Source organism: Haloarcula sp. H-hyl6 (assembly GCF_056934455.1).
This window is the reverse complement of the sequence record NZ_JBRIIK010000001.1, coordinates 1139618-1166136: the sequence shown is the minus strand read 5'-3', so window position 1 is coordinate 1166136 and position 26519 is coordinate 1139618. Positions and strand designations below refer to the sequence as shown.

At 66.5% G+C, this 26519-nt stretch carries 26 protein-coding genes and 3 rRNA genes; 15 read left to right on the top strand and 14 right to left on the bottom strand.

The window, feature by feature from the left end:
- Positions 1-379 precede the first annotated feature (379 nt).
- From Hhyl6_RS06150 to Hhyl6_RS06130, 5 genes are all read left to right on the top strand, one after another.
- Positions 380-1850, top strand: a 16S ribosomal RNA gene (locus Hhyl6_RS06150).
- 371 nt (positions 1851-2221) lie between these two features.
- Positions 2222-5149: ribosomal RNA gene (locus tag Hhyl6_RS06145) — 23S ribosomal RNA — on the top strand.
- 130 nt (positions 5150-5279) lie between these two features.
- Positions 5280-5402 (top strand): 5S ribosomal RNA (rrf, locus tag Hhyl6_RS06140).
- The 16S, 23S and 5S rRNA genes sit together here, the layout of an rRNA operon.
- Before the next feature lie 263 nt (positions 5403-5665).
- Positions 5666-5890 (top strand): hypothetical protein, encoded by a 225-nt coding sequence (locus tag Hhyl6_RS06135; RefSeq protein ID WP_483738341.1) that lies wholly within the window; start codon positions 5666-5668, stop codon positions 5888-5890.
- Between the two features lie 142 nt (positions 5891-6032).
- Entirely contained in the window at positions 6033-6197 is a 165-nt protein-coding gene (locus Hhyl6_RS06130) for a DUF1059 domain-containing protein (protein ID WP_483738340.1), read from the top strand.
- A 154-nt stretch (positions 6198-6351) separates the two neighbouring features.
- On the opposite strand, the gene Hhyl6_RS06125 is transcribed toward Hhyl6_RS06130, so the two are convergent.
- The 3 genes from Hhyl6_RS06125 to Hhyl6_RS06115 all read right to left on the bottom strand — a co-directional run bounded on the left by Hhyl6_RS06125 (position 6352) and on the right by Hhyl6_RS06115 (position 7575).
- Positions 6352-6489 (bottom strand): hypothetical protein, encoded by a 138-nt coding sequence (locus Hhyl6_RS06125; RefSeq protein WP_483738339.1) that lies wholly within the window; start codon positions 6487-6489, stop codon positions 6352-6354.
- A 94-nt stretch (positions 6490-6583) separates the two neighbouring features.
- On the bottom strand, positions 6584-6769 hold the full coding sequence (locus Hhyl6_RS06120; protein WP_483738338.1) for a hypothetical protein: 186 nt from the start codon (positions 6767-6769) through the stop codon (positions 6584-6586).
- 11 nt (positions 6770-6780) lie between these two features.
- Complete coding sequence (locus Hhyl6_RS06115) at positions 6781-7575, bottom strand: aldo/keto reductase (RefSeq protein WP_483739680.1); 795 nt, start codon at positions 7573-7575, stop codon at positions 6781-6783.
- Positions 7576-7729: 154 nt separating this feature from the next.
- On the opposite strand from Hhyl6_RS06115, the gene Hhyl6_RS06110 reads away from it, so the two are divergent.
- Genes Hhyl6_RS06110 through Hhyl6_RS06095 form a run of 4 tightly spaced genes read left to right on the top strand, consistent with a single transcriptional unit; the run spans position 7730 to position 11362 of the window.
- Positions 7730-8362, top strand: coding sequence for a hypothetical protein (locus Hhyl6_RS06110; protein WP_483738337.1), 633 nt, complete (start codon positions 7730-7732; stop codon positions 8360-8362).
- A gap of 1 nt (position 8363) precedes the next feature.
- Entirely contained in the window at positions 8364-8651 is a 288-nt protein-coding gene (locus tag Hhyl6_RS06105) for a DUF8156 family protein (RefSeq protein ID WP_483738336.1), read from the top strand.
- The gene (locus Hhyl6_RS06100) at positions 8651-10771 is read left to right on the top strand and encodes a type B DNA-directed DNA polymerase (protein ID WP_483738335.1); all 2121 of its coding nucleotides are present in this window, start codon (positions 8651-8653) and stop codon (positions 10769-10771) included. Before Hhyl6_RS06105 ends, Hhyl6_RS06100 begins: the two co-directional genes overlap by 1 nt.
- Before the next feature lie 60 nt (positions 10772-10831).
- The gene (locus tag Hhyl6_RS06095) at positions 10832-11362 is read left to right on the top strand and encodes a hypothetical protein (protein WP_483738334.1); all 531 of its coding nucleotides are present in this window, start codon (positions 10832-10834) and stop codon (positions 11360-11362) included.
- 7 nt (positions 11363-11369) lie between these two features.
- On the opposite strand, the gene Hhyl6_RS06090 is transcribed toward Hhyl6_RS06095, so the two are convergent.
- Entirely contained in the window at positions 11370-12350 is a 981-nt protein-coding gene (locus Hhyl6_RS06090) for a Gfo/Idh/MocA family protein (protein ID WP_483738333.1), read from the bottom strand.
- A 94-nt stretch (positions 12351-12444) separates the two neighbouring features.
- Complete coding sequence (locus Hhyl6_RS06085; RefSeq protein ID WP_483738332.1) at positions 12445-12732, bottom strand: DUF7577 domain-containing protein; 288 nt, start codon at positions 12730-12732, stop codon at positions 12445-12447.
- 307 nt (positions 12733-13039) lie between these two features.
- Between Hhyl6_RS06085 and Hhyl6_RS06080 the strand changes: the two genes are divergently transcribed.
- Complete coding sequence (locus tag Hhyl6_RS06080) at positions 13040-13474, top strand: DUF6735 family protein (RefSeq protein WP_483738331.1); 435 nt, start codon at positions 13040-13042, stop codon at positions 13472-13474.
- 9 nt (positions 13475-13483) lie between these two features.
- Complete coding sequence (gene nucS, locus Hhyl6_RS06075; protein ID WP_483738330.1) at positions 13484-14212, top strand: endonuclease NucS; 729 nt, start codon at positions 13484-13486, stop codon at positions 14210-14212.
- A gap of 34 nt (positions 14213-14246) precedes the next feature.
- On the opposite strand, the gene Hhyl6_RS06070 is transcribed toward nucS, so the two are convergent.
- The 8 genes from Hhyl6_RS06070 to Hhyl6_RS06035 all read right to left on the bottom strand — a co-directional run bounded on the left by Hhyl6_RS06070 (position 14247) and on the right by Hhyl6_RS06035 (position 22896).
- Positions 14247-14510 (bottom strand): HalOD1 output domain-containing protein, encoded by a 264-nt coding sequence (locus Hhyl6_RS06070; RefSeq protein WP_483738329.1) that lies wholly within the window; start codon positions 14508-14510, stop codon positions 14247-14249.
- 71 nt (positions 14511-14581) lie between these two features.
- Positions 14582-17329 carry a DNA mismatch repair protein MutS gene (gene mutS / locus Hhyl6_RS06065; RefSeq protein ID WP_483738328.1) on the bottom strand — a complete coding sequence of 916 codons (2748 nt, stop codon included), beginning with the start codon at positions 17327-17329 and terminating at the stop codon, positions 14582-14584.
- 51 nt (positions 17330-17380) lie between these two features.
- Positions 17381-18529, bottom strand: a complete 1149-nt coding sequence (locus tag Hhyl6_RS06060; protein WP_483738327.1) for a DUF5305 domain-containing protein — start codon at positions 18527-18529, stop codon at positions 17381-17383.
- 81 nt (positions 18530-18610) lie between these two features.
- Positions 18611-19759, bottom strand: coding sequence for a S26 family signal peptidase (locus Hhyl6_RS06055; protein WP_483738326.1), 1149 nt, complete (start codon positions 19757-19759; stop codon positions 18611-18613).
- Between the two features lie 54 nt (positions 19760-19813).
- On the bottom strand, positions 19814-20731 hold the full coding sequence (locus Hhyl6_RS06050; RefSeq protein ID WP_483738325.1) for a hypothetical protein: 918 nt from the start codon (positions 20729-20731) through the stop codon (positions 19814-19816).
- A gap of 3 nt (positions 20732-20734) precedes the next feature.
- Positions 20735-21532, bottom strand: coding sequence for a hypothetical protein (locus Hhyl6_RS06045; protein WP_483738324.1), 798 nt, complete (start codon positions 21530-21532; stop codon positions 20735-20737).
- Between the two features lie 132 nt (positions 21533-21664).
- Positions 21665-22177, bottom strand: coding sequence for a hypothetical protein (locus tag Hhyl6_RS06040; protein WP_483738323.1), 513 nt, complete (start codon positions 22175-22177; stop codon positions 21665-21667).
- Positions 22178-22209: 32 nt separating this feature from the next.
- The gene (locus Hhyl6_RS06035; RefSeq protein ID WP_483738322.1) at positions 22210-22896 is read right to left on the bottom strand and encodes a hypothetical protein; all 687 of its coding nucleotides are present in this window, start codon (positions 22894-22896) and stop codon (positions 22210-22212) included.
- Positions 22897-23319: 423 nt separating this feature from the next.
- On the opposite strand from Hhyl6_RS06035, the gene Hhyl6_RS06030 reads away from it, so the two are divergent.
- The 4 genes from Hhyl6_RS06030 (at position 23320) to Hhyl6_RS06015 (ending at position 26010) form a co-directional block, all read left to right on the top strand.
- Positions 23320-23937, top strand: a complete 618-nt coding sequence (locus tag Hhyl6_RS06030) for a DUF7344 domain-containing protein (RefSeq protein WP_483738321.1) — start codon at positions 23320-23322, stop codon at positions 23935-23937.
- Positions 23930-24787, top strand: a complete 858-nt coding sequence (locus tag Hhyl6_RS06025) for a hypothetical protein (RefSeq protein WP_483738320.1) — start codon at positions 23930-23932, stop codon at positions 24785-24787. The genes Hhyl6_RS06030 and Hhyl6_RS06025 overlap by 8 nt, the downstream gene beginning before the upstream one ends.
- A gap of 62 nt (positions 24788-24849) precedes the next feature.
- Positions 24850-25182 (top strand): thioredoxin family protein, encoded by a 333-nt coding sequence (locus Hhyl6_RS06020; protein ID WP_483738319.1) that lies wholly within the window; start codon positions 24850-24852, stop codon positions 25180-25182.
- A gap of 54 nt (positions 25183-25236) precedes the next feature.
- Positions 25237-26010 carry a DUF7847 domain-containing protein gene (locus Hhyl6_RS06015; protein ID WP_483738318.1) on the top strand — a complete coding sequence of 258 codons (774 nt, stop codon included), beginning with the start codon at positions 25237-25239 and terminating at the stop codon, positions 26008-26010.
- Positions 26011-26072: 62 nt separating this feature from the next.
- Here the strand turns inward: Hhyl6_RS06015 and Hhyl6_RS06010 are convergent, their stop codons facing one another.
- Complete coding sequence (locus Hhyl6_RS06010) at positions 26073-26510, bottom strand: universal stress protein (RefSeq protein WP_483738317.1); 438 nt, start codon at positions 26508-26510, stop codon at positions 26073-26075.
- Between the last annotated feature and the right edge of the window lie 9 nt (positions 26511-26519).

The window sequence follows — 26519 nt, the reverse complement described above, 5'->3', positions numbered from 1 at the left end:
GACCTTCCGCATCCGGTGACCCACTCGGCTGCCTTTATGTTTGACACGTCTGGCGGCAGAGGGCCTTTCCGACGTGTGTAATCCCGTCACGTGTGCGCCATGTGCCGCCTGCACAGGGCGTCCCCGAGACGAGTCATTTAAGTATACCCCTCCCATCGGATATGATGCGAAGGTCGCCCCGGGTCGCCCCGGGCCGACACGACTCGTCGCCACCCGCGACGGGTCACCCAACATGAGGATTCCACCCCTGCGGTCCGCCGTCAAGATGGAATCTGATGTGAGCCCACGGACCCATACAGTAGTCACCATCGACGTAGGAGTCGATGGGTTACGCTTCCGACGGAGTGCAACCACTTCCGCCGCTGACCCATGTCAGCACATTCCGGTTGATCCTGCCGGAGGCCATTGCTATCGGAGTCCGATTTAGCCATGCTAGTCGCGCGAGTTTAGACTCGCGGCGTATAGCTCAGTAACACGTGGCCAAACTACCCTACAGACCGCGATAACCTCGGGAAACTGAGGCCAATAGCGGATATCACTCTCACGCTGGAGTGCCGAGAGTGAGAAACGTTCCGGCGCTGTAGGATGTGGCTGCGGCCGATTAGGTAGATGGTGGGGTAACGGCCCACCATGCCCATAATCGGTACAGGTTGTGACAGCAAGAGCCTGGAGACGGTATCTGAGACAAGATACCGGGCCCTACGGGGCGCAGCAGGCGCGAAACCTTTACACTGCACGAGAGTGCGATAGGGGGACTCCGAGTGCGAGGGCATATAGTCCTCGCTTTTCTGTACCGTAAGGTGGTACAGGAACAAGGACTGGGCAAGACCGGTGCCAGCCGCCGCGGTAATACCGGCAGTCCAAGTGATGGCCGATATTATTGGGCCTAAAGCGTCCGTAGCCTGCTGTGTAAGTCCGTTGGGAAATCGACGCGCTCAACGCGTCGGCGTCCAGCGGAAACTACACGGCTTGGGGCCGAGAGACTCGACGGGTACGTCCGGGGTAGGAGTGAAATCCTGTAATCCTGGACGGACCACCAATGGCGAAAGCACGTCGAGAGACCGGACCCGACGGTGAGGGACGAAAGCCAGGGTCTCGAACCGGATTAGATACCCGGGTAGTCCTGGCTGTAAACGATGCTCGCTAGGTATGTCACGCACCATGAGTGCGTGATGTGCCGTAGTGAAGACGATAAGCGAGCCGCCTGGGAAGTACGTCCGCAAGGATGAAACTTAAAGGAATTGGCGGGGGAGCACCACAACCGGAGGAGCCTGCGGTTTAATTGGACTCAACGCCGGACATCTCACCGGTCCCGACAACAGTCACGACAGTCAGGTTGACGACCTTACTCGAGCTGTTGAGAGGAGGTGCATGGCCGCCGTCAGCTCGTACCGTGAGGCGTCCTGTTAAGTCAGGCAACGAGCGAGACCCGCATCCGTAGTTGCCAGCGATACCCTCGAGGTAGTCGGGTACACTACGGAGACTGCCGCTGCTAAAGCGGAGGAAGGAACGGGCAACGGTAGGTCAGTATGCCCCGAATGGACCGGGCAACACGCGGGCTACAATGGCCACGACAGTGGGACGCGACGCCGAGAGGCGAAGCTAATCTCCAAACGTGGTCGTAGTTCGGATTGCGGGCTGAAACTCGCCCGCATGAAGCTGGATTCGGTAGTAATCGCGTGTCAGAAGCGCGCGGTGAATACGTCCCTGCTCCTTGCACACACCGCCCGTCAAAGCACCCGAGTGGGGTCCGGATGAGGCCAGCAGGCGCTGGTCGAATCTGGGCTCCGCAAGGGGGCTTAAGTCGTAACAAGGTAGCCGTAGAGGAATCTGCGGCTGGATCACCTCCTACAGACCGGGACTGAGGCTCTGCCTCAGCCCACCTTAACTGACTGGTGACCACAAGTCACCCGCACCGTCAGCGCGTACACTGACAACTGTATGGGCCCGCTGGGCTCACGAGACCACTCCGAGACGGAGTCCCTTACGGGACGCCGGGTGCAACTCCCGGCCGGTCCGTACTGCGTACCGCGTTCGAACCACGCCCCTTAAGTGTGGGCCAGCGTTCGAACACGGTACGACGACTGATGCACCAGCCCGGGTGAAACCGCGGCTGGGAAGGGTCGATTCGCCTACCATCTACCACCTTGGGGGCGAGGATGAAACCGTGTGTACGTGCGATCCAGGCGTCCACTGGACTCGTTCAGTTTAGCGAGTCACAACGACGTTGGCTACTATGCCAGCTGGTGGATAGCTCGGCTCGAGAGCTGAAGAAGGACGTGCCAAGCTGCGAAAAGCCTGAGGGAGCCGCACGGAGGCGAAGAACTCAGGATGTCCGAATGAGAATCTCCTCAGCAATTGCTTCGCGCAATGAGGAACCCCGAGAACTGAAACATCTCAGTATCGGGAGGAAAAGAAAACGCAACGTGATGTCGTCAGTAACCGCGAGTGAACGCGATACAGCCCAAACCGAAGGTCTCACGACCAATGTGGTGTTTGGACTGACTCTCATCGCTCGACCGTCTCAATGAAGTCCCTTGGAACAGGGCGTGATACAGGGTGACAACCCCGTAATTGAGACCAGTACGGCGTGCGTCAGTTCCGGAGTAGCGGGGGTTGGATATCCCTCGCGAACGTCGCAGGCATCGACTGCGAAGGCTAAACACTCCTCGAGACCGATAGTGCACAAGTAGTGTGAACGAACGCTGCAAAGTACCCTCAGAAGGGAGGTGAAATAGAGCTTGAACTCAGTTGGCGATGGAGCGACGGGGCATACAAGGTCCCGTGACGAATGACCTGTCCGCGAGGACACAGTAAGACTCACGGGAAGCCGATGTTCTGTCGTACGTTTTGAAAAACGAGCCAGGGAGTGTGTCTGATTGGCAAGTCTAACCGGAGCATCCGGGGAGGCACAGGGAAACCGACATGGCCGCAGCCTCACGGCGAGGGCCGCCGTCTTCAAGGGCGGGGAGCCACTCGGACACGACCCGAATCCGGACGATCTACGCATGGACAAGGTGAAGCGTGCCGAAAGGCACGTGGAGGCCTGTTAGAGTTGGTGTCCTACAATACCCTCTCGTGATCTATGTGTAGGGGTGAAAGGCCCATCGAGTCCGGCAACAGCTGGTTCCAATCGAAACATGTCGAAGCATGACCTCCGCCGAGGTAGTTCGTGGGGTAGAGCGACCGATTGGTGTGACCGCCTCCGAGAGGAGTCGGCACACCTGTCAAACTCCAAACCTACGAACGCCGTCGACGCGGGGATTCCGGTGTGCGGGGTAAGCCTGTGCACCAGGAGGGGAACAACCCAGAGGTAGGTTAAGGTCCCCAAGTGTGGATTAAGTGTAATCCTCTGAAGGTGGTCTCGAGCCCTAGACAGCCGGGAGGTGAGCTTAGAAGCAGCTACCCTCTAAGAAAAGCGTAACAGCTTACCGGCCGAGGTTTGAGGCGCCCAAAATGATCGGGACTCAAATCCACCACCGAGACCTGCCCGCACCCGTCACAGGGTGACCGAGTAGATTGGCGCTCTCATTGGATGGAAGCAGGGGTGAGAACTCCTGTGGACCGATGAGTGACGAAAATCCTGGCCATAGTAGCAGCGATAGTCGGGTGAGAACCCCGACGGCCTTATGGATAAGGGTTCCTCAGCACTGCTGATCAGCTGAGGGTTAGCCGGTCCTAAGTCTCACCGCAACTCGACTGAGACGAAATGGGAAACGGGTTAATATTCCCGTGCCATCATACAGTGAAAGTCGACGCCCTGGGGTCGATCACACCGGGCTTTCGCCCGGTCGAACCGTCCAACTCCGTGGAAGCCGTAACGGCAGGAAGCGGACGAACGGCGGGATAGGGAAACGTGATTCAACCTGGGGCCCGTGAAAAGACGAGTATGATGTCCGTACCGAGAACCGACACAGGTGTCCATGGCGGCGAAAGCCACGGCCTGTCGGGAGCAACCGACGTTAGGGAATTCGGCAAGTTAGTCCCGTAAGTTCGCGATAAGGGATGCCTGCTCCGGAACGGAGCAGGTCGCAGTGACTCGGATGCTCGGACTGTCTAGTAACAACATAGGTGACCGCAAATCCGCAAGGACTCGTACGGTCACTGAATCCTGCCCAGTGCAGGTATCTGAACACCTCGTACAAGAGGACGAAGGACCTGTCAACGGCGGGGGTAACTATGACCCTCTTAAGGTAGCGTAGTACCTTGCCGCATCAGTAGCGGCTTGCATGAATGGATTAACCAGAGCATCACTGTCCCAACGTTGGGCCCGGTGAACTGTACATTCCAGTGCGGAGTCTGGAGACACCCAAGGGGAAGCGAAGACCCTATGGAGCTTTACTGCAGGCTGTCGCTGAGACGTGGTCGCCGATGTGCAGCATAGGTAGGAGCCATTACACAGGTACCCGCGCTAGCGGGCCACCGAGGCATCAGTGAAATACTACCCGTCGGTGACTGCGACTCTCACTCCGGGAGGAGGACACCGGTAGCCGGGCAGTTTGACTGGGGCGGTACGCGCTCGAAAAGATATCGAGCGCGCCCTAAGGCTATCTCAGCCGGGACAGAGACCCGGCGAAGAGTGCAAGAGCAAAAGATAGCTTGACAGTGTTCTTCCCAACGAGGAACGCTGACGCGAAAGCGTGGTCTAGCGAACCAATTAGCCTGCTTGATGCGGGCAATTGATGACAGAAAAGCTACCCTAGGGATAACAGAGTCGTCACTCGCAAGAGCACATATCGACCGAGTGGCTTGCTACCTCGATGTCGGTTCCCTCCATCCTGCCCGTGCAGAAGCGGGCAAGGGTGAGGTTGTTCGCCTATTAAAGGAGGTCGTGAGCTGGGTTTAGACCGTCGTGAGACAGGTCGGCTGCTATCTATTGGGTGTGTCATGGTGTCTGACGGGAACGATCGTATAGTACGAGAGGAACTACGATTGGCCGCCACTGGTGTACCGGTTGTCCGAGAGGGCAGTCGCCGGGTAGCCACGCGGCACGGGGTAAGAGCTGAACGCATCTAAGCTCGAAACCCACCTGGAAAAGAGACACCGCAGAGAGTCCGCGTAGAAGACGCGGTCGATAGACTCGGGGTGTACGCACTGAGGTAACGAAGTGTTGAGCCCACGAGAACTAACAACTCGAAGCCATCATTCATACGCACTGTGACTCGATTCACCGACGATTGCTCGTCGCGCTGAACGAGTCCAGGCGCAAACTGGATCGCACGTACGCAAGGTTGACCGACCGAGACTGGTGTATCACGGTTCGATTCCGTGACTCGGCGTTAGGCGGCCATAGCGGTGGGGTTGCCTCCCGTACCCATCCCGAACACGGAAGATAAGCCCACCAGCGTTCCGGTGAGTACTGGAGTGCGCGAGCCTCTGGGAAACTCGGTTCGCCGCCACCATTCATATTCATTCACTCATTCATAGAGCCTCGCGGAGAGTCATCTCTCTGCGGGGCTCGTTGCACGTACAGAGAGCGGCGGGGCTGTCCGGCGGACGGTCGTCGGCCGCGCCCGACGCACGTAACCCCCGTTTCGCTGGGCCGGTCTGACCGACTCGAGGTACCCGTACAGCGACAGCAGGACGTCGTGTCTATAGGACCGAATTACCACATTTCTGGGCTGAGAAAGGCTCATATGGCCGTCGAGCAAAAGCGCGGTAAGATATGGTACACTGCTCGCACCCGGACTGCTCGTGGCGCCCCATCGCGCCCGCTGAGGACGCGGCTTGGGGGCAGTACGCGCGCCATCTCGTCGCCGAACACTCGACCACGGTTGACGTGGACATCCCGGAGGGGATGGTCCAACTCAAGTTCGAAGAGGACGACGACTGGATTACTGTCCCGGTCGAAGAGGCACGGGCGCTGCAGGAAGGACGCCACAGCGACTGATAGCCGCCTGCGCTGCACGGTCGGTGACCGGTCGGACGAGCGGACAAGACGACCTTTCTCGACGGCGGCGTCAGCGCCGGTCAGCTAACGACTTCGTAACGAAATGGGTCGCTGCGCTCCTCTCTATGGAGGTACGAAACCGATGGCAAAAGAGATAGTCTGTCGAGATTCGGGATACGACTGTGACTTCGTGATTCGGTCCGAGAACGAGGACGAGCTCGTCGAGTTCGTACAGACCCACGCGAAGGAGACCCACGACACGGAGATGTCTGCGGCGGACGTCAGAAGCGCTTGGACGACTGTCTGAGTCGGCGACACAGAAACTCGCCGCTCGACCAATCTTATTCGCGGGTCGTCTGGTAGCCGAGTATCTATCGACGGGTCAGGTACCTGTCTGGGTTCGGGGCACTAGACGGCAGGTGCTCACCACACGGGCGACAGAGGAATCGTCGACGGGCGTCTTATCGGCGGTCGGACTCGGGGTTGTGCTTGCGGCGGTACGTGCCGACCATCTTCCAGAGGGTGTCGTCGATGGTCTCGCCGTTCGCTTCGTCCTCGAGCTGTCGGTACAGGTTCTCCGAGACTTCGATGCGAGGCATCGGGTGTGTATAGCGGCCGGGAGTAAATAAATTCTCGCTGACACGGAATCGAGTAAAAGCTTCACGTCCTGCGGTTTCGTCTGACAAGCGACTGTCACTCGCCGTAGAGCCACCGCGCGCCGAAGGCGACGAACCACGCCATCCAGATGCAGAAGACGAGGAGCCACGCGCCGTACCGGACGGTCGCGTCGGGGACGAAGACGTACGCGACGACGAGGAGGGCGACGACGCTCGCGGCGGCCGCGGCGTCCCAGCGACCGGGCGCGGGAGGCGTCACCATCCGCGCTCGGGTTACTGGGAGATGCCGTACGTGTCGCCCGACCAGTCGTAGGCGGGGAAGTCGTACACCGGCTGGTGGTGGTCGATGTCGTCGATGCGCTGGTGGTCCTCGTCGGCGAGGTCCCAGTCGAACAGGTCGAGATTCGCGCGCACGTGGTCCGGCGAGGTGGACTTCGGGAGGGGGACGACCCCGTTCTCGACGGCCCACTTGAGGATTATCTGTGCCGGCGAGCGGTCGTAGGAGTCGGCGATGGCCTGTATGGTCTCGTCTTCGAACACCTCTGTCCGGCCCAGCGGTGCGGCAGCTTCGACGACGGTGTCGGTCTCGTGGCAGTACTCCACGACGTCGTCCTGCGTGTTCCACGGGTGGTACTCTATCTGGTTGACCGCGATGGGGACGTCGCTGACGTGGTGAGCGGCGCTGAGTTGGTAGGCGCTGAAGTTCGAGACGCCGACGTTGCGAATCTTCCCCTGGTCGTGGAGGGTAGCCATCGCGTCCAGCGTCTCCCGCAGCGAGATGGTCGGGTTGGGCCAGTGAATCAGGTAGAGGTCGAGGTAGTCCGTCCCGAGTCGGTCGAGCGAGTCCTCGCACGAAGCGATGACGGACTCGTAGTTCAGGTGCTTCGGAAGCACTTTCGAGGTGAGGAACACGTCCTCGCGGTCGTAGTCGGCGAGTGCGTCGCCGATGGCGGCTTCGTTCCGGTACCCCTCGGCGGTGTCGACGTGGCCGTATCCGGCGTCCAACCCCGCGCGTACGGAGTCGCCGACCGTGTCCTCGTCTAGGTTCCACGTACCGACGCCGACCATCGGCAGTTCGTCGCCACTCGGAAGTGTCGTCGTTGGGATTGTCACAGTCGGTCGGAGGCCCGCCGCCGCTAAAACCGTTTGGACCAGTTTCAGTTCCGCTCCGCACCCATGGCTCGACTTTACCTCTGTCCCGCCGGAACCGGTCTGGCGTGTCATGCAGACGCCATCGCTCGAACCGGGAGTCGTCTACGTCGACCAACCGGACGGCCGTGGGGCCGTCGCGCACCTCGCTCGCTCGACAGGGGCCGCCGAGACGCTGTGGGTGGACGCCGGAGGCGCGGCCTCGACGTACGCCCTGACGGCGGACGGTGACAGGCGTGCGCTTCGGGGCGTCCGCGTCGCTCGCGCGTTCACCGCCCACCAGCACCACGAACTCGTCCGGCGGGCCGTCGAGAGGGCGTCGGGTCGCACGGACCGCGTCGTCGTGCCGAACGTGCCCGCGCTGTACGAGGCGGCGGGCGGGCCAGACCGTGAGTTCGAACGGCTGTACGGAGCCACCTGCGAACTCCTGACGACCCTCGCGACGGCGCTCTCGGTCCCGGTGCTCGTCTCGGCACCCGCTGCGACGGACGACCACCGGTCGGTCCTCCGGGAACGGGCCGACACGGAACTGACCTGTCGGGACACGCCGCTCGGGTACGCCGTCGACGCACCCGGTCACACGCCGCCGGGCTACTGGGACGAGGGGTGGTGGCAGACGACTATCCCGTACTGGGTCGAGGTCTGTGGCGCCGTCGGCGACCCCGAGTTCGCGACGCCCGACCCGGTCGAACTGGCGGTGCGCTGAGATGGGGCGGACGAACCCCACTTACCGCGACTTCCTCGCGGACTACGAGGGCCGTTGGCGGGACTACCGTCGGGCGCTCCGTCACGAGACGAGCGCGGACTTCGAGCGCCTGTTCGAACGGGCCCGCCAGCACGCCGACGCCGCGGGGTACGCCAACGACCCGGACCGGGAGACGCTCGTGCTGGTGTCGATGTTACTGGCCCACGAGACGGAACTCCGGCGGGTGCGCGAGCGAGTGGCCGAACTGGAGGGCGAAGACGGACCCGCGGACGACGGAGGGCCTCGCTGATGGCGTTCGCCGTTGACGTGACCGACGACGCGGTCCGGGTCTGGTCGCGCGCGGACGGCGAGGCGGCGACCGTTCGCGAGGACCGCCGCTACGTGCCGTCGCTGTACGCGGGCGGGCCGGCGGACGCGCTACGGACGCTCCGCGAGCGGCTGGCGGTCGACCCGAAAGTCGCGGACACCGCTTTCGAGCGGCGGTTCACGTCCCTCCGGGCCGAGGACAGGGCCCGGGTCCTTCGCGTGGACTGCGAGCGAGCGGGCGAACTCCGGACGCTCGCGCGGGAGATTCGCTGTCTCCACGAACCCGACCGCTGGGCACCGGGGACCGTTCGCCTGTACAACGTGGACCTCGACCCGACGGCCCGCTACTGTCTCGACACGGGCACCAAGCCGGTCCCGGATGCGCCCCTCCGTACGCTCTCGCTGTCGCTCCCGACGAGAGCGCTGGCCGACGGCGACCTGACCGAACTGACCTGTGAGGAGACCCCGCTCCCGGCCGGCGCCGACGAGGTGGGGACGCTCCGCGCCCTCGCCCGACGACTGGCCGCACGCGACCCCGACGTGCTGGTCCTGTCGAGCGCCGACCTCGTCCCATTGATTCAGGACCGGGCGGACGCCGCTGGCGTCGACTGCCACCTCGGTCGGGAGGCGGGCTACCGACGACTCGCGGGGGCGAACACCTACCAGAGCTACGGCCGGGTCGGGCACTCGCCGGCGCGCTACGCCGTCCCGGGGCGGGCCATCGTCGACCGGTCGAACAGTTTCCTCTGGAGCGAGGGCGGCCTCCCGGGCCTGCTGGACCTCGTCGAACGGTCGTGGCTCCCCTTGCAAGCGCTCTCCCGGTCGTCTATCGGGACGGTCTTTACCGCCATCCAGATACGCGAGGCGTTCGCCCGGGGCGTGCTAGTCCCGTGGCGCGCCCGCGAACCGGAGGCGTTCAAGCCCGCTCGCACGCTCCACGACGCGGACCGCGGCGGGTTCACGTTCGAACCGGCCGTCGGGTACCACGAGAACGTCGTCGAGGTGGACTTCGCGTCGCTGTACCCGCGCATCATGTGCGAGTACAACCTCAGTCCCGAGACGGTGCGGTGTGACTGCCACGACGGCGACGACGTGCCGGGGCTGGGATACAGCGTCTGCGAGGACGCCGGCTTCGTCCCGAGCGTGCTCGCTCCCATCCTCGACGACCGGGCGCGAATCAAGCGCGAGCTGGCGGCCGTGGACGCCGACTCGCCCGAAGGCGAGACGCTGGCCGCCCGGTCCGAGGCGCTGAAGTGGGTTCTGGTCACCTGCTTCGGCTATCAGGGGTACCGAAACAGCAAGTTCGGCCGCATCGAGTGCCACGAGGCCATCAACGCCTACGCCCGCGAGATTCTGCTGGACGCCAAACGGCGTCTCGAAGCGGGCGGGTGGCGGGTGCTCCACGGCATCGTCGACAGCCTGTGGGTCACGCCTCGCGTCGCGGCCCCGACGCCAATCGCGGACCTCACGACCGCCATCAGCGACGCCGTGGGCATCCCGCTGGAACACGAGGACGACTTCGCGTGGGTCGCGTTCGTCCCCAGTCAGACCGGCCGTGGCGGGTCGCTCACGAGCTACGTCGGGAAGGTGGCCGGCCGCGACGAGTTCACGATTCGAGGGGTGGCCGCGCGGCGGCGTTCGACCTGCGGGTTCGTCGCGGCGGCCCAGCGGGACCTCCTGCGCTCGCTGGACCGCCACCGAGAGCCAGCGGCCGTCTGTGACCGCCTCGGTCGCCACCTGTCCAGACTCGACCGGGGTGGGGTCGACCCCGCAGACCTCGTGGTCCGGACGCGCGTCTCGAGACCGCTCTCGGAGTACGACCGGCGCTCGCGGACCGTCGCGGCGCTCGAGCGATACGGCGACCACGGCGTCGACCGGCACCCGGGACAGGAGGTCCGGTACGTCGTCGTCGACGACGACAAGCGGTCGCGCGCCCGGGTCCGCCTCGACTTCGAGGACCCCGCGGAGTTCGACGCCGGGTTCTACCGCGACCGTCTCGTTCGGGCAGCCGCCGAGGTGGTGTCGCCGTTCGGGTGGGACCGCGACCGGGTCCGTCGCTACCTCCGGGACACCACGGAGGCGACCCTCGCGGCGTTCGAGTGACGCTCAAACCGAGGTTGTAGCCATCGCCGTCTCTTTTGATACTCCGTGAGACGAACGCGTATGGACCGCAGATACGCCCTCGCCGCCGTCGCGGTACTCGTCGCGCTCGCTGGCGCCGCCACCGTCGCCGTCGGCGCTACGGCCCCCCTCCAGTTCGGTGGCGAGTCCGCCGCCTTCGAGGAGACGTCCCTCCACTCGTTCGAGACGGTAGACACCCGCTGTGCCGAGACGCGGGAGGGGCCCGACTCGACGGTCAGCAGACCGGTTCCCGGTGGCCGACGGATACACATCAACCGCACCATCGCAGTCGACGCCCACGACACGACCCTCTCGGCGTCGCTGGACCGCTTCGGACCGGGGCGGTACGTCCTCGCCGTCGACCGGGACCCGGGCGCGGCGACGGCGAACTGCGACCTCTCGGTGCGGTACAACGCGACCCTGAACGTCTCGACGCCCGACGACTTCACGCTCGTCGTCACCCACGACCGCCGACTGGTCGGGACCTACTACAGCGAGGCCGACAGTTCCGGCGGGTCCGGGAGTGCGAGCGCCGGCGGGTCGGCCTCGGCCGCGAGCGACCGCGAGGAGTGACGTCGGGTCAGGACGGGTCTGGCACGTCGACGGGTGCGCCCGTCTCGGCGCTCCGAGCGAGGGCGTCGAGCGTGCGCATGTTCCCAAGCGTCTCCGCGCGGTCGACGCGCGGGGCCTCGCCGGCCGCGACGGCGTTGGCGAACGCCTCGGCCTGCAGGGTGTAGTGGTCGACGGCGTCGAACGTCTCGGTCACCTCGCGGCCGTCGACGGCGTAGGACAGCGAGACTGACTGGTCGGCCTCGGGACCGAAGCAGTCGCGCGCCTCCAGCCACCCGTCGGTCGTCTCGACGCGGTACCGCTCGAAGTGTGGCGTGTCGAACCCGCAGGCGACGCGGCCGACGGCACCGTCGTACTCCAGTATGCCGGCGAAGTCCGTGTCGACGCCGGCGTCACGCGAGTCGGTTGCGGTCCCGTAGGCCCGGTTCGGTTCGCCGAGGAAGCCGCGGACGGCGCTGACGGCGTAACAGCCCACGTCCATGCGGCTCCCGCCGGCGAGGGCCGGGTCGAGGCGGATGTCCTCGGAGTCGTCCAGTTCGAACGTGAACGACGCCTCGACCGACCGAATCTCGCCCAGTTCCTCGTCGACGACCGTCCGCGCTCGTTCGGTCCGGGGGTGGAACTGGTACATGAACGCCTCCATCAGCGTGACGTCTCGCTCGTCGACGTACTCGAAGAGGTCGACGGCCTCCGCGGCGTCGACGGTCAGGGGCTTCTCACAGAGGACGTGTCGTCCCTCGTCGGCGGCCCGGCGGCACCACTCGGCGTGGAGGCCGTTCGGGAGGGGATTGTAGACGGCGTCTATCGGGGCGTCGGCCAGCATGGTCTCGTAGTCGCCGTAGGACTGTTCGATGCCGAGGTCGTCGGCGACCGCTCGCGAGCGGTCGGCGTCTCGTGAGGCGATGGCCACCACCTCGTGGTCGCTCCGCTGGATGGCGGGAACCACCGACTGTCGGGCAATCTTCGCGGTCGAGAGTACGCCAAAGCGCATACGCGGGCGGACGCTGGCCGCGTACCTAAACCTCCCGTCGGCGAGTCGCGGTGGCGTCGCTCGACGGAACTAGAGGGTCAGAAGCGTCACGCAGTCAGTACGGCTGGCTGTGTTCGGGTGACTGTCGCCGCGGCGCGCCACTCGAGAGGTCTGCGACGCACTCTCGGCAGAACTGGTAGCCACGCTCGTTCGTGGCCCCGCAGTGGGCGCAGTCGACGGTCCCGCCCTCCTCGTCGGTTCGCGTCACCGGCCTCGTCTCGGGGTCGGACTGGGTGGCGGCGGAGGCGGGTTCGCCCTGCCGCCGGTAGGCGTACAGCATCGTCAGCACGTGCAGACCGACGAGCAGGGCGATGGCACCGTACAGCCATTCGCTCCCCATCATACGTGATTATACGGTGACGTGATACTTGAGGGTTGTGCATGTTTCGCATGGTGCCGAGAAATTTCGGTCTTCGGGGCGTCTCGTTGGGGAATCGTTCGACGACTGGTTTCTGACGCTCCCCACTCGGTGTCGGTCGGCCTCCCAGGGCCGGCAAGCGCAAGCAGAGCGGTGTGTGTCCGTTCGGCGCGGGGCCGACCGAGAGGAACACGGTCACGCTCCTCCCTCGGGCCGACGCGTAGCACGAGCGTTCAAGTACGGTGAGGCGACCAGCGGCGCGTATGTCTACGACAGGGGCCGGGGGTCGCTGATGGGTCGCCGAACCCTCGTGGTCGTCCCGCGTGCGGACGGCCGCTTCGACTGCCGACTCGCCCACTGGGGGGCCGACGCCGACCCGGTCGCACAGTCACGACCCCTCGGGACGGGGTGGTCGGCGGAGGCGGTGTGGACGGCGATAGACGCCGGTATCGACCGCGTTCTCGTCCGGGACCGACCGCTCCGGCACTACTGCGTCTGCTGGCTGGACCCGACGCTCGCCGACTTCGAGGACGTCGCCGTCGCACGCACCGACGACCCGGCGTCTCTCCGGGGTTGGTGGACCGAAGTGAAATCGAGCGCCTGTGACGCTCTCGCCCGCGGCGTTGACGCTGACACCGTCCGGGCGGGACTGCTGACCGCACTCCGCGGGGAGGCCGACCGGGTCCATCTGCCCGACGACGCGTCCTTTTTACGGGCCGACCGCTAACCGCCAGCCGTGACCGCCGACAGCGCCGTCGAGACGCTCAGCTACCCGGCCCCGGACACCGTCCGTGACCTCGTCGAGCGGGCGGTCGAACGGGGAGCGATGGTGACGTTGTTCGGCCCCTGCACCGTCGAGTACGAGGGGCGGGCGGCCAGTTCACTCGGCCCCGGTGACCGCCACGTCACGCTGAAGCCAGACGGGGCGGCGCTCGTCCACACGGACGAGGGCCAGCAACCGGTGAACTGGCAACCGCCGGGCTGTGACCACAGCGTCGCCGTGGCGGAGGGGTCGCTGGTCGTCCGGTCGGAACGGGCGACGCCCGAGGAGGAACTGGAAATCGCCTTCGAGACGGTGGCTCACGCCGCCGCGTTCGACGTGAGCGACCCCGAAGAACTGGCCGTCACCGGGACGGAGGCGGACCTGAAAGAACGCGTCCTCGACGCACCGGACCTCGTCGAGTCCGGGTTCACGCCGCTGGCGACGGAGCGAGAGACGCCCGCCGGTGCCGTCGACGTCTACGGCGAGGACGCCGCCGGTCGAACCGTCGTCGTGGAACTCAAACGCCGCCGCGTCGGGCCAGACGCCGTCGGGCAACTCGACCGGTACGTCGAGGCCCTGCGGCGGGACTTGCACGCCGACACGGAGGTCCGTGGCATCCTCGTCGCGCCGTCGGTGACCGACCGCGCGCGGCAGTTGCTGGCCGAGAAGGGACTGGAGTTCGTCTCGTTGGAACCGCCCTGAGAACCGGCCGACCGGACGGGTGTGACCGGGACCGTCAGTAGACAGCGACGTCGTTCGTCGAGGTGACGACGACGGTGTGCTCGTGGTAGGTGAAGGAGACGTGACCGACCGTCTCGCTCCCGAACAACGCCGAGAGCGCGTCCGGGTCCACCGCCGTCGTCAACGGAGGGAGCGACTCCACCGGGGCGTCGTCGACGGCCGCGACTGCTCGAACGACCGTTTCGGCGAGCGAGTCGCGCGAGTCCAGCGTCGTCGAGAGGTCCGGCGAGGCGGTGGTGGTGTCGGGTGCTGTTCGCATACTGTGTTAGTAACTGGCAAGGAATAAAACGAGTCTACCTAACTGGTTAGTGAGTTGTCTCGTCTCCCGTCTCACTCGACCCGGTCTTTGAGGTCGGCGAGGGCGTTCAGCGCCTCCAGCGGCGTCATCGTCGCCACGTCCGTCTCGCGGAGGACTGCCGCGACGTCGGCGTCCGCCTCGTCCGTGGTCAGTCGGGCGGCCCCCGCGTCCGGTCGCTCGCTCGTCCCGTGCCCGTTGGTCGCGGGCGGGGCCGATGGTTCGGGGTCCGACGGAGTGGTCTCGGCTGGGGTCGGGTCGCCCTCGCAGTCTTCGGCGCGGTCCGCGTCGAGCAACGCGCGGGACCGTTCGACGACGCTCTCGGGGACGCCGGCCATGTCGGCCACCTCGACGCCGTAGGAGGCCGCCGCCGCACCGGCAGCGAGTTCGTGGTCGAACACCACGTCGCCGTCCTCCCGACTCGTCTCGAAGTGGCGGTTCGCGACGCCCGCGAGGTCGTCGGCCGCCGCGGTCAGGTCGTGGTGGTGGGTCGCAAAGAGGGTGTAGGAACCCACCTCGTCGTGGAGGTACTCGGTGACGGCGCGTGCGATGGCGAGTCCGTCGGCCGTCGAGGTGCCCCGTCCCACCTCGTCCAGCAGGACTAGCGAGTCCGCCGTCGCCTCCCGCAGGATGGTCGCCAGTTCGGTCATCTCTATCATGAACGTCGAGCGCCCGCCGGCGATGTCGTCGCTGGCACCGACGCGGGTGAACACGCGGTCCAGCACCGGGAGGTCGGCCGACGACGCGGGGACGAAACTCCCCGCCTGCGCCAGCAGACAGACGAGCGCGACCTGTCGCATGTAGGTGGACTTCCCGCTCATGTTGGGGCCGGTGAGGACGGCGAAGAAGGGGTCGGTTTCGTCTGCACTGCGGTCCCCCACCGGACCGCTCCCGAGGTGGGTGTCGTTGGGGACGAAGGCCTCCTCCGTTCGCTCGACGACGGGGTGGCGGCCCCGCTCGACGTCGATGCCGTCGCCGCCGACGGTCGGCCGGCAGAAGTCGTGGCGGGCGGCCACCTCGGCGAAGGACACGAGGACGTCCAGTCGGGCCAGTCGGTCGGCCAGCGCCTGCACGCGTTCGGCCTCGTCGCCGACGGCATCCCGGACCTGACAGAACAGGTCGTACTCCAGGTCGTCGGCCTCGCTCTCGGCGCGCAGAATCTCCTCTTCGCGCTCCTTGAGTTCGGGGGTGTAGAACCGCTCGCTGTTCTTGAGCGTCTGGCGGCGCTGGTAGTCCTCGGGCACGGCGTCGAGGTTGGCGTTGGTCACCTCGATGTAGTAGCCGTGGACGGCGTTGTGGCCGACCTTCAGCGAGTCGATGCCGGTCCGCTCCCGTTCGTCGGCTTCGAGGCTGTCTATCCACTCTTTCCCCGACCGCTCCGTCGAGCGCAGGGCGTCGAGTTCCTCGTCGTACCCCTCGCGGACGACGCCGCCCTCGGTAATCTCCTGTGGCGGGTCCGGACGGACGGCGGCCTCGATTTCCTCGCGCGTCTCCGTGAGCGGGTCCAGCGTCGCGTGGAGGTCTGCCAGCAGGCGGGCGTCGGCGTCGTCGAGGGCGTCACGAACGTCGGGGACCACCGAGAGCGTCGCCGCCAGCGAGCGCAGGTCCCGGGCGTTCGCCCGACCTCGGGAGACTCGCGAGATGAGCCGTTCGAGGTCGTAGACGTCCGCCAGCAGGTCGTGCAGGCGCTCGCGGGTCGCCGGGTCCCGCTGGAGTTCGGCCACCGCCTCGTGGCGCGCGTCGATGCGGTCTGCGTCCAGTAGCGGGCGGCGGAGCCAGTCGGTCAACTCGCGCCGGCCAAGCGCGCAGGCCGTCTCGTCCAGCGTGTCGACCAGCGTGAGGTTCTCGTGGCCCCGCACGGAGCGGCGCTCGAACAGTTCGAGGCTCTCGACAGCCACCGCGTCGAGCAGCATGTACTCGCGCGGGTCGTACCGCGTGAGGTGGTTGAGGTAATCGAGGGTTCGCTCGGGGTCCACGTCGGGGTCGACCGGTTCGCCGTCCGGCCCCACGGCACCGGAGCTCCCGCGGGTGTACTCGGCGTACGACAGCAGAGCGCCACAGGCGCATCGCTCGGCGTCGCCGGCCAGCAACCGCTCGGGCGGCCCGAAGTATCGCTCGATGCGCTCCTCGCCCCGGTCACGCTCGAACGCGGCGGCGTCGTACTCGGTGACGAGACAGGCGGGGCCGAACACCGCGTCCTCGTCGACGTCGACGGCCGGGCCGACGATGGCTTCGGCGGGGCCGAACCGACTCAGTTCGTCGGCGACAGCCGTCTCGCTGGCGACGCTCGTGGCGTAGCAGTCGCCGGTCGAGACGTCCACGAGCGCGAGCCCGTAGTCGTCCTCGCCGGCGGCCAGCGCCGCGACGTAGTTGTTGTCGGCCCCGCCCAGCAGTTCCGACTCGGTGAGCGTCCCCGGCGTGACGATGCGGGTGACCGCCCGCTGGACGACGCCGCTGACCTCGTCGGGGTCCTCGACTTGGTCGGCGATTGCGACCCGGTAGCCGGCGTCCAACAGCGTCTCGATGTAGGACTCGGCATTGTCGATGGGGATGCCCGCCATCGGGTACTCCCCGGTGGAGTCGGTCCGCTGTGTCAGCGTTATCTCACAGAGCCGTGCGACTCGTTCGGCGGCGGCACAGAAGGCCTCGTAGAAGTCTCCGACCTGAAAGAGCACGAGCGCGTCGTCGTACCGCTCACAGAGCTCGTAGTACTGCGCCATCATCGGCGTCAGGTCCTCCTCTAGCTCGGCCATCTGTTCGGGCGGGCCAAGCGCAGCGTCCATGCTCCCACAGCGGGCCGGCCCGTAGAAATACCCCGCGGTCGCGTCCCGGCGTCAGTCGCCCTCGTCGTCCGCGGCGCGGTCGATGTCGCGTGCCGCCGCGTCGACGGGACTGTCGCCATTGGTCGCCGCTTCGGCCTCGGTCAGCGTATCCCGTTCCTCGGTCGTCGGGTCTGTCGGGACGTCGTAGCGGTACCAGCGGTCCCCGTCGAGGACGAGGCAGGCCCCCCGTCGCTCGTCTTCGATGACCCGGTTGTCGGTGTCGATGGCCACGTCGACGAGTCCAGACAGCGAGTCAACGTCGACGACCGCCGGCGCACCGACCTCGGGGGGCACCCGCCCGGTCGTTATCCACTCGTCGAACTCCTCGCGGGCCGACCGGTAGTCGAGCCACCCCCGTTCGGCGTCGGCGACGGCGAGCCAGCCGGTTCGCCGAGCGTAGCCGAGGCCGGCGAGGACGCCGAGAGCGGCGACCAGCAGCACGGGCCCGCCGACCTGTCGGAGCGACCCGTACTCGGCGGGCACGGTGACGCGCTCGGTCTGGCCGCCCGAGGTCGTCACCGCCCCGGGATCCTCGACCCGGTAGACGTTCCCTTCGGACGTCATCGGGAGACGGTAGGTTCTGGTGGCGTCGACCGACCGACCGTTTCGGGTTCCCGAGAGCGTCGTTCGAGCGACGACGGCGACTTCGACGGTCCCCGGCGTTCCGCCGATTCGGTCGTCGATGCGGGCCGCCTCGGCGGCGGCCTCGCTCACGTTGACGGAGAACGGGACCGTCGTTCGCTCGCCCGGCGACAGCGACCGTTCGCTCGCCCGGTTCAGCGCCCGGTCGACGCGCCAGTAGACGGTGTCGTCGCCCTCCTCGCTCGGTTCGACGGACCGGAAGACGAGCGACACGGTGGTGTCAACGCCGAGGTCACCACCGTCGCTGGCCGCATAGGTGTACGCGAACGACCCGTTCAGGCGCGGCGTCACCTGCTGGAAGTACACTGTCCGGTTCCGGAGCACGGCTCCCTCGTCGAAGGCTCGACTCCCGTTCATGACCGTCGCCCGATGGGAGAACGCACCGCTGGACTCCCACGAGGCGGTCTGGCGCGTCTGGGTCTCTGTCCCGGGGGCGACGTGTGTGGTGTACGTGAGGTACCCCCCGACGGCCCCGACCAGCAGGACGCAGACGACCACGAGCGCGACGTTGTCGGCCACTATCCTCCGAAACCGACGGGTCCGGCGACGCATGCTGTCAGACATAATAGTTAGTGTGTGGTAACTTGTTGGGTCCTAACACTACGTGAGGCGTGAGCGGAGGCGGTCGAGGCGGGACGGCCCGTCACGGGACCGCGACCGGACCCGTCCGGTGTCGACGAGCGCCACGCCGAGCAGGTAGAACGACCCGCCCAGCAGGCCGTCGATGGCGACGATTGGCGCCCACGGATGGACTTCGTAGAGCGACCGTATCGTCGACGCTGGCAACAGGAGCAGGTACCGGTGCTCGACGACGAAGTAGCGGTAGTAGCCGGTGTCCGGCGGGGCGGTCAGCGTGAGCGTCGCGTTGACCGTCGACCGGGCGGGTATCACCGTCTCGCGAGGGTCGAACTCCACGCCGTCGCTGGCCGGGTCGACGTAGGTCACCATCGGGACGAACCCGCCGTTGCCCAGGACGTACCGCGTCGACTCCGTCGTCCTCTGTTCGATGATGCGGATGCCGGGCGAGTCGCTCTCGGCGCTGACCACGCCGAACTCCTGTGGGCCGGCCGGGACGACCATCGTCGCCGTCGCCGACAGGACGACCGCCGCCGCGAAGACGGCGACGACGAGACGGACGCTCGTCCCCGTCTCGCGGCTGGTGTCTCGCTGGGGCCGCTGCCGGCCGCCGCCGACCGCCAGGTCCACGACGTACGCCGCGACGGAGAGACCGACGAACAGGTAGGCCATCCCCTGCGTCCCGAGGAGTGAGCGCGTACCCAGCGTCGCGGCCAGTCGCCGCTGGCCCTCGGTCAGTACGCCCTGCGTCAGGGTGACGAACGCGCCGACGCCCGGCACCGCCAGTACCTCGCCGCCGGGCCGCCACGCGACGGCGACTACCTGTGCCTCCGTCACCGGGGGTTCGTCGCCGTCCTGGTCGGTAAACGGGTTGTTGTCGCCGCGCGTGACGTACCCCCGCTCCGTCTCGCCGACCACGCGGTGGGTGGTGAGGCCGCCGCCCTGGATCTCCTCGGCGCGGAAGGTGACGACGTCGCCCTCCTCGACGGGGCCGGCCACCTCCGCCGGGACGGCGACGAACCCGTCGCCCGGTTCCAGCGTCGGTTGCATGCTCCCCGTCGTGACGTAGCCGAGCAACACGGGCTGACCGAGCAGTTGGCCGGCGACCATCGCGACGAGGAACAGGACGACGGCCCCCTCTACCGCCACCTCGACCCCCCTCCGAAGTGCCATCACCGAGTGTCTGTCTCGCTGTCATATAAGTCTGGTGATGGGTCGACGGCGCGCTCACGCCTCTGCTGAGGGGACCAGCGACCGCCGGACTTCGAGCGTCACGTACGGGCCGGTGAAACCCAGCGCGTAGCCGACGAGATGCGTGTAGAGGTTCACGACCGCGCCGTCGACGACCGGGTCGACCGGGAACGTGGCGACCGGGACCGCGAGGAACACCACCGTCGCCGCGACGGCCAGTTCGAAGTGCCCCGACTGGCGCGTCGCGGCGCGGAGCGTCGGCCCCACCGCCCGCCAGTCGTCGACCGTCGACAGGGCGTACAGCGCCACGACGAGGACGAGCGCGGCGACGAGTCCGACCAGCGTCGCGACGAGGACCCGCGTGACCGGGACGACGACGCCACGGACCGGGGCCCGGACGGGGTTCGTGGCGACGGCGGCCAGCGTCAGCAGCGCGACGACCGTCACGCCGCCGAAGAACAGCAGCGGCGCCGTCTTCCGGTCCGGCCCGACGCCGAACTGCCGGTCGAGGTAGGTCGCCAGCGCCAGCGGGAGGTAGCCGTACAGGGCCAGCACCACGCCGGAGAAGCCGAGACTGGCGCCGCGGCGCGCGACCGCCAGGTTCAGGTACGGCAGCGCGACCGGGCAGACGAGGAGCAACGAGATGAACGCGACGCGGAACCGCTCCCGGGCCCCGCTTAGGACGCTCGGGAGATACGCGGCGGGCACGACGAGCGCGTAGCCCACCAGATTCGTCACCAGGTGGGCCGTCTCGAGGTGGACGAACGACGACGCGAGGGCCGTCCCGAGGGTCGGCGCCGTGTACTCGAACGCGAGCGACTGGCGGGTCGCGCGGGGCAGCGACGCCACCGCCAGCAGTACCGCGGGGACCGAACACAGCAACAGCAGGTCGATGGCCGTCGCCCGAGACCACAGCGTGCGTCGCGTTGACGCCGTCCGGTCGCCCCCGAGCATCGGTCACCTGTACCGCCGCACCGCGACGAGCGCCACGACCAGTCCCGCCAGGAAGGCGACGACGGCCAGCAGCGGCCCGAGACCGAGGCCGGCGAGTTCCGTCGTCCCGCTCCTGGTCGGCGACCCGGTCGGGTCGCGCTCCGTCCCGTTCGGCGTCGGTCGCTCCGTCTGCTCGGTCGTCTCGGCTGTGGTCGCCGTCTCGGTGTCCGTTTCGGTCGCGGTCTCGCTGCCCGTGGTTGTCGACGTCCCCGTCGGCGTCACTGCCTGCTGTTCGTAGCTGTCGTCCTCGTCGTCCTCGTCGTCACGTGGTTCGGCGAGGCCCGCGTGGACGGTGAACTGCTGGGCGTCCTCCACGTCGTGGTCGCCGCGGGTGTCGACGCGCAGGCCGACCGCGACGGTCTCGCCCGGCCCCAGACTGACGCTGTGGTCGGCGCTCTCGATGGTGTCGGTCGAGTCCGCACCGCTGTAGAACCGTACGTCGTCGGCGTCGTCGGTAAGCCACACCTCGGCGTACCGGTCGCCGGTGTATGTCATCGTGAACACGCGGGGGAGCGTCGTGAGACTGTCCGCGTCGACCCCGTCGCCGTCGACGTAGGGGTTCGACCCCGTCAGGAGGAGCTCTATCTCGTCGTCCTCGTTCAGGACTGCGTAGTCGCCGTTCTCGGTGTCTGCCGGTTGGAGGACGAGGTCCTCGCCGATTGTGTCGGTCCCGAGTGGGTCGAACGGGACTGCGCCAGTCGGGACGAGCAGGGCTGTCGACGCGAGGGCGAGGGCGGCGACGATGGGCAGGAGTTTGGTCATGAGTCGCAAGCAGGACGCCTGACTATGGACAGGCGTTATGCGGGTACTCGCTTACTCGTTGTACTTCGGTGTTCAAACACTATTCAAAGAGTGCATGTTGGGATGCCACCACCCCGTGGTGGTGTAGCGGTATCAGTCGTCGGTGGCTTCGGCGACGATGGTCAGCGTCTCGTGATACGTACCGATATCCGTGCCGTCGGTGTCGAGATACAGGCCGACGTCGACGTACTCGCCTACATCGATAACTGGCGGGTCGGCGCGAAGTTTGTCGTTCTCCCGCACTAGTGCGAGGTTGGCCAATGCGTCTCCACCGTAGGTGCTGTGCACCTTGACCGGCTTAGTCCCCTGATTCTCGATACGCAGGAGGTTGTGGAACTGGTACCTCGAGTCCACGCCCGGCCCCTGTGCGCTCGTGCTTTCGCCGGGTCCAGTCCCTGGGAGTGTGAACGACACTCTCGTTCCGAACGTCCTTGACCGGCCTGTCGGTTCGTCGTTAACCCCCTTATCGGTAAGAGGCTCCAAGCGTAAGAGTGCGCGGTCGTCGTCGGCAGTGGTGACCGAGACAGTTCGCTCTGCGGAGACACTCGAAACTGCGCCGGTACCGACTGCGCTGCTGACGCCGACAACAGCGCCGAGCCATGCCACGAATCGTCGTCGCTCCATCTATCTCTCTATCATTAGGACTGGGCGTCGCTCGCGGAATCCTCGCTGTAGGCGAAGACGGTCAGCGTCCCGTCGATATTGAGGTCCTCCGTTTCGACGCCGCTAGTGCTGTCGGTGTCATCGTCCTCGTCGATGATGATGTAGAGGCCCACGCTGACGTCGTCGCCTGGGGCGAGTACGTTAGGGAACTCACTCGGGCTGTCGAACTGCGCAAGGTCGATGTTCGCACGCCCGGTCTCGCTATCGTCATCGAGGTTCGGCGGCTGGCCGCTCGGCCACGTGGACGCGGACTCGTCTCCGGAGGAGGGGTCGGTTTTGTCCTCGGGTGAAATGAACCACTGCGAGCTCTCGATGCCGTCGGTCCCACGGCCGATGGGCGGCTCCTCCTCGAAGTGGAGTGCGACGGGCTCGGTTCCCTGGTTGCGGATGTTGAAGACGTTGAGGATAGTCGTCGTCGCGCTCTTGTTCAGGCCGTCGCCGAGCGCCCCGCTCTCTCCGCTGAGGTTGATAGCGAGCGTCTCACCGTTGTTGTTGGCATACTGACTAGTCGCCTCTAGTTTGAGAAAGGCGTCCATGTCTCCAGCGGTGGTCACCGTGACGTCACGCTGCGCCTGCACGCTATCGAACGCACCAGTACCCATTGCAGCCGCCGAACCGGCGGCGAGCGATCCCATTCCGATCAGGAACTTGCGTCGTTGCATCGTTGGTCTACCTCGTTTGGCGCCCCACCCCCACCGAACGCCGGTGGGTCGGACGCTACCTGAGGCCACACCCCCTATCCGCATTGTAGTAAGGACTTTGAAAGTACCACACAGACTGATTGACCGTCGGCAAACGACCTTTGCGCGTCGACGTCGGGAAATCAGGCGCTCTATACTGCGCCGCGTCTCGGCGGGTGGAAGACGGTATACAGTGTTTGAAGCGCGTATATCGGCGTTTTCGTCGGTTCTGACGGCCACTGCTGTCTCCCGAGTGGCACATCCGGATATCGGGCACAGAAGCGGAGGGAAAATGATGAACAGTCAATAGCTTTATGTCATGTTCGCTTCTCAACAGAAGTGCAAACTGTCACCTATCGTGTGGGTTCGCGCCCACCGTCGTCTCCCTTGGGGTGGGATGTCCGAATGAGCAAGGCTACGTCACCGTCGGCAGGCGACCAGTCGCAACGAACCGAGACAGAGACACAGCGAGACGCCCGTCCCGCGGAACTCTCGCGGGACGAGACGTTCGAGATGTTGAGCAACCGCCGGCGGCGCTACGCGCTCCACCATCTGCAGGACGCCGAGCGACCGGTCTCGCTGTCCGACCTCGCCGAACAGATTGCGGCGTGGGAGAACGAGACGGCGGTTCGGGACATCTCCGCCAGCGAACGCAAGACGGTGTACACGTCCCTCCAGCAGTTCCACCTGCCGAAGATGGACGAGACGGGCGTCGTCGAGTTCCACCAGCGCGACGGAACCGTCGAACTGACCGACGCGGCCGACGACCTCGACATCTATCTGGAACTGGTCGACCGCTACGACATCCCGTGGAGCTTCTACTACATGGGTCTCAGCGCCATCGGCTGTATCCTCGTCACGCTCTCGTGGGTCGGCGTCCAGCCGTTCGCCGCCGTCCCCTTCGTCGGGTGGACGGTGTTCCTGCTCGGGACCTTCGGCGTCTCATCGCTCTCGCACTACTACTTCTCGCGACGGATGCGACTGGGTCGGGGCGAGACGCCTCCGGAGGTGGACGATGCCTGACCGACTCGCACTGGTGGTCGCTGTGGCGCTGGTCGCCACTCTCGCCGTCGGGAGCGGCGGGTTCAGCGCCGTCTCCGCCGACCGACAGGTGGCCGTCGACGTCGTCGGGGACGAAGACGCGTACATGTCGCTGACGTATCCCGACGAGAGAGTCACGCTCGACGGGCCGCGCGCCGGAGACCGGGCGTTCCTGACCGTCCGGAACCAGTTCACCCGACCGGTCGACGTCACCGTCGACTACACCGCCACGACCGACGACGGCGTGGCCGTCGTGCCGGCCAGCGACGCCGTGACCGAAACCGCGCTCGGCGTCGGCGAGGCGTTCGACGTTCCGGTGGAGATACGGTGCCGGTCGGCCGGCACGCAGTTCGCGACCGTCGCGTTCGACGTGACGGCCGACGGGGCCGGCGTGTTCGCCGAGACGACCGACCCGCGACGCGTCGAGTACGCCGTCGAGTGCCCCCCACAGGCGGACGCGTCGGTCCTGTTCCGCGGCGACGGCGACGCGCGGGTCGAGACTCTCTCGGACCTCGACGACTCGAACGCCACGGTCTGGCTCCTCGACTCGGGTGGGCTCACGGCCCACGACGTGGACGTCGCCGCCGTTGGTGGCGAGAACGTCCGACCCGTCGTCGACAGTGACGGGACTGTCGTCGCTGTCGCCCTCGACGCGAGGGACCGGACCTATGTCCATCCGGACTTGCGACGGACCGACGACGGGTTGGTCGTCCAGCCGCCCGGACAGGACGACCCGGTGGGGTCGAACGTCCCCGCCGACCCGGTGTGTGAGGGGACCGTCGCCCCGTCGTCGCTCCGGTCGACCGGCGACGGACTGGCCTGTCCGTCGTGACTGGCTGTCGGTGACCCCACCGCCGCTGTAACGCTTACCCGGGTCCAGCACCTACGTCCGGTATGACCACGACCGACCACGACCGACCCGTGACCGTCCGGACCCGCGACGAACTCGACGAGTACCTGAGCGACAGCGACCGGGTGCTGGTGATGGTCCGCACCGAAGGGTGTGCCATCTGCCAGTCGATGGAACCCATCCTCGACAACGTCGCCCGCGCCACCGACGCCACGGTCGTCGTCTTCAACCCGCGAGAGGACTTAGACGCCGTCGAGGCGTTCGACGTCCGGAGCGTCCCCACCTTCCTGCTGTTCGTCGACGGCGAACTGGTCGACCGGCGGGCCGACGGGTTCGTCCCGACGGCCGACCTCGTCGAGTTCGTCGAGGCGGCCTGAGGGTCCGCCGCCACGGGGGAGTGCTTTTCAATCCCCGACGAGAACTGTGAAACGATGTCCCTCCAAATCGGTGCCACCCTGCGGGACGCGGGGCGCCAACTGGTCAGCCGTACCGGCGCGATACTGTTCGCGGTGTACCTCGTCCTGATGGTCGGCATCCAGAGCGCGGTGAACACCCTTCTCGCCGCGCTGTACGTCCGCATGGGCCTACAGGAGGCCGTCGCGTTCCTCCCGCTGGTCGTGGACGTGCCGCTCTCGGTCGCCGCCGTCCTCGTCCTCGTCGCGATGCTCGTCGGGTCGTACCTCTCGCTGGTCGCCACGCGGACGTTCGTCGCCGGCGCGCGCGAGTCGTTCCCGACCGGAGCGTTCACCCGGAACGTGCCGCTCGCGATGGCGAACCTCGTCGTCGGCAGTCTCGTCTACAGTCTGCTGGTGTTCGTCGGGTCGCTCCTGTTCGTCGTCCCCGGCATCCTCGCGTACGTCGCCTTCGTCTTCCTGGTCCCCTACGTCGCCGTCGAGGACCGCAACTTCGTCGACGCCCTGCGGTCGAGCTACCACCTCGGCAGGGGGAACTGGATTCCGCTGTTCGCCCTCCTCCTCGTACTGGTCGCGGGTCTCGGACTGGTCGGCGGCGTCGTCGGCCTCGTCGCGTCGCTGTTGTTCCCACAGGGCGTCTCACAACTGGCTCTCACCGTCGTCCAGGTGCCGACGTCGCTGCTCTCGCTGGCCGTCGTCGCCGTCGCGTTCCGACAGCTCCGGGACGAGACGGGCGACGGCGGACCGCCGACGGTATCGGACGAGACGCAGACTCCGTCGACGACGCTCTGAACGGTCACCTGTGAGTGACGGCGCTCGCCGTCGACGAGGTTCTCGGGTCCGCTCGGCCCGCGCTACTCCTCGGTCAACCGGACCGTCACGACGGGCACCGGCGAGCGTCGGACCACCTTCTCGGCGACGCTCCCGATGAGATAGTGGTCCAGTCCGGTCCGCCCGTGGGTGCCCATCACGACCATGTCTATCCCCTCGCGGTCGACGTACGCGAGAATCTCGGAGCGCGGGACGCCCTCCACGGTAGCCGTCTCGACGGCGACGTCGTCGGGGAGCGCCGCGACGGCCGTCTCGATGGCGTGGTCGGCCCGCTCGCGCTCGGCCTCAGTCCACGCCTCGGTGGAGAGGCCGGACGTGGGGCTCTCGAAGCGGTTGCGCGTGTCGACTACCGAGAGGACGTGGACCGTCGCGTCGAACCGGTCGGCGAGGACGCCGGCGTGTTCGGCGGCCGCGGCGATACCGTCGCTCCCGTCGGTCGGGAGTAGGATTCGCTCGTACATACTCGAAAC

Excerpts from the sequence above, each read along its gene's own strand:
- Hhyl6_RS06135 (WP_483738341.1), top strand. The coding sequence starts at position 5,666 with ATGGTACACTGCTCGCACCCGGACTGCTCGTGGCGCCCCATCGCGCCC.
- Hhyl6_RS06130 (WP_483738340.1), top strand. The coding sequence starts at position 6,033 with ATGGCAAAAGAGATAGTCTGTCGAGATTCGGGATACGACTGTGACTTC.
- Hhyl6_RS06125 (WP_483738339.1), bottom strand. The coding sequence starts at position 6,489 with ATGCCTCGCATCGAAGTCTCGGAGAACCTGTACCGACAGCTCGAGGAC.
- Hhyl6_RS06120 (WP_483738338.1), bottom strand. The coding sequence starts at position 6,769 with ATGGTGACGCCTCCCGCGCCCGGTCGCTGGGACGCCGCGGCCGCCGCG.
- Hhyl6_RS06115 (WP_483739680.1), bottom strand. The coding sequence starts at position 7,575 with ATGGTCGGCGTCGGTACGTGGAACCTAGACGAGGACACGGTCGGCGAC.
- Hhyl6_RS06110 (WP_483738337.1), top strand. The coding sequence starts at position 7,730 with ATGCAGACGCCATCGCTCGAACCGGGAGTCGTCTACGTCGACCAACCG.
- Hhyl6_RS06105 (WP_483738336.1), top strand. The coding sequence starts at position 8,364 with ATGGGGCGGACGAACCCCACTTACCGCGACTTCCTCGCGGACTACGAG.
- Hhyl6_RS06100 (WP_483738335.1), top strand. The coding sequence starts at position 8,651 with ATGGCGTTCGCCGTTGACGTGACCGACGACGCGGTCCGGGTCTGGTCG.
- Hhyl6_RS06095 (WP_483738334.1), top strand. The coding sequence starts at position 10,832 with ATGGACCGCAGATACGCCCTCGCCGCCGTCGCGGTACTCGTCGCGCTC.
- Hhyl6_RS06090 (WP_483738333.1), bottom strand. The coding sequence starts at position 12,350 with ATGCGCTTTGGCGTACTCTCGACCGCGAAGATTGCCCGACAGTCGGTG.
- Hhyl6_RS06085 (WP_483738332.1), bottom strand. The coding sequence starts at position 12,732 with ATGATGGGGAGCGAATGGCTGTACGGTGCCATCGCCCTGCTCGTCGGT.
- Hhyl6_RS06080 (WP_483738331.1), top strand. The coding sequence starts at position 13,040 with ATGGGTCGCCGAACCCTCGTGGTCGTCCCGCGTGCGGACGGCCGCTTC.
- Hhyl6_RS06070 (WP_483738329.1), bottom strand. The coding sequence starts at position 14,510 with ATGCGAACAGCACCCGACACCACCACCGCCTCGCCGGACCTCTCGACG.
- mutS (WP_483738328.1), bottom strand. The coding sequence starts at position 17,329 with ATGGACGCTGCGCTTGGCCCGCCCGAACAGATGGCCGAGCTAGAGGAG.
- Hhyl6_RS06055 (WP_483738326.1), bottom strand. The coding sequence starts at position 19,759 with ATGGCACTTCGGAGGGGGGTCGAGGTGGCGGTAGAGGGGGCCGTCGTC.
- Hhyl6_RS06050 (WP_483738325.1), bottom strand. The coding sequence starts at position 20,731 with ATGCTCGGGGGCGACCGGACGGCGTCAACGCGACGCACGCTGTGGTCT.
- Hhyl6_RS06045 (WP_483738324.1), bottom strand. The coding sequence starts at position 21,532 with ATGACCAAACTCCTGCCCATCGTCGCCGCCCTCGCCCTCGCGTCGACA.
- Hhyl6_RS06035 (WP_483738322.1), bottom strand. The coding sequence starts at position 22,896 with ATGCAACGACGCAAGTTCCTGATCGGAATGGGATCGCTCGCCGCCGGT.
- Hhyl6_RS06030 (WP_483738321.1), top strand. The coding sequence starts at position 23,320 with ATGAGCAAGGCTACGTCACCGTCGGCAGGCGACCAGTCGCAACGAACC.
- Hhyl6_RS06025 (WP_483738320.1), top strand. The coding sequence starts at position 23,930 with ATGCCTGACCGACTCGCACTGGTGGTCGCTGTGGCGCTGGTCGCCACT.
- Hhyl6_RS06020 (WP_483738319.1), top strand. The coding sequence starts at position 24,850 with ATGACCACGACCGACCACGACCGACCCGTGACCGTCCGGACCCGCGAC.
- Hhyl6_RS06015 (WP_483738318.1), top strand. The coding sequence starts at position 25,237 with ATGTCCCTCCAAATCGGTGCCACCCTGCGGGACGCGGGGCGCCAACTG.
- Hhyl6_RS06010 (WP_483738317.1), bottom strand. The coding sequence starts at position 26,510 with ATGTACGAGCGAATCCTACTCCCGACCGACGGGAGCGACGGTATCGCC.